The sequence below is a fragment of the Acinetobacter sp. 228 genome (assembly GCF_048147885.1).
In genome coordinates this window covers 1-1,089 of record NZ_JAYWYV010000533.1, presented here as the reverse complement: position 1 = coordinate 1,089, position 1,089 = coordinate 1, and the positions used below count along the sequence as shown (strand labels likewise).

The following is a 1,089-nucleotide window of genomic DNA, read 5'->3' as shown; positions in this document are numbered from 1 at the left end:
ACAGATTAAGCAGGACTTATCGAGAGTGAGGAGACATTTCTCGTTATTACATAAAGGAGAAATAGTAAATGTTGGGTTTTCTGAAAATTATGTTGCCCTTGTTGTTGGTTGTATTTTTATTGATGGGAATATGGGTCAGTATTTTGCACTTCCCTTGGGAGTGGATGACTTATGTTGTCATGGGGATTGAAGTGTTTGTCGCTACTCTGATTTTACCCCTTGAATATCAAACTGGAACAAGTAGCAGCCATATTGGTTTTATCAGTATAAGTGCTTGTCTTGCAGTGCTGTTAGGAATAGCCCGTTTATTCGTATGGACATGGGTAAAATTTTTTGCCTGAATATTTGAAAAATAGATTTAGTCGAATATAATAAGCCCATACTTCATTGGGGAGTAGCCGCTATTCACAGCAAATGTGAATAGGTGATGGTCAACATAATTGTTCAACAGAACATGGTCATCATAGCTTAAACGTCTCATCGTTCCTGAGTTGGCAAGACCTTTGATTTACCACTCTGCAATCATTTTATGATATTTGGCTAGCAGGAGGGGTAGGTCATAGGCATTTATGCTAGCCAGAGAACCGACATGCAAGAATTTCTGATTTCTACCTCGATTGTTGCCCTCGCTGAAATGGGCGATAAAACTCAATTGTTGGCACTTTTATTATCTGCACGTTTTCGTAAGCCAATCCCTATTTTAATCGCGATTCTTTTAGCAACTTTAATTAACCATGGTATTTCTGCTGTGCTTGGGCAGTGGATTACAACGGTTTTAAGCCCTGCAATCTTAGTCTGGGTACTTGCGGTTGGTTTCATTGGTATGGCGTTCTGGATGCTTATTCCAGATGAGCTTGATGATGAAACGGCGAGTATTAATAAATGGCAAAAGTTTGGCGTTTTTGGCGCAACTTTTATTTTGTTTTTCTTGGCAGAAATTGGTGATAAGACCCAAATTGCAACAGTCGCTTTAGCTGCACGTTATGACAGCATTTTCTGGGTAATGTTAGGCACAACTTTAGGAATGATGATTGCCAATGCACCTGCTGTATTTATTGGCAATAAGTTGGCTGAACGTTTGTCTATTGC

2 protein-coding genes and 1 riboswitch are annotated in these 1,089 nt (G+C 39.4%); both genes read left to right on the top strand.

Annotation, left to right across the window (positions count from 1 at the left end):
• Nucleotides 1-68: 68 nt before the first annotated feature.
• Nucleotides 69-341, top strand: a complete 273-nt coding sequence (locus VXQ92_RS20540) for a hypothetical protein (RefSeq protein ID WP_000900286.1) — start codon at nucleotides 69-71, stop codon at nucleotides 339-341.
• 36 nt (nucleotides 342-377) lie between these two features.
• Nucleotides 378-574, top strand: a riboswitch (yybP-ykoY riboswitch).
• A gap of 15 nt (nucleotides 575-589) precedes the next feature.
• On the top strand, nucleotides 590-1,089 hold a 500-nt coding region (locus VXQ92_RS20535), incomplete at its 3' end, for a TMEM165/GDT1 family protein (protein ID WP_416683023.1).

Coding starts and splice junctions, on each gene's coding strand:
- VXQ92_RS20540 (WP_000900286.1), top strand. CDS start 69: ATGTTGGGTTTTCTGAAAATTATGTTGCCCTTGTTGTTGGTTGTATTT.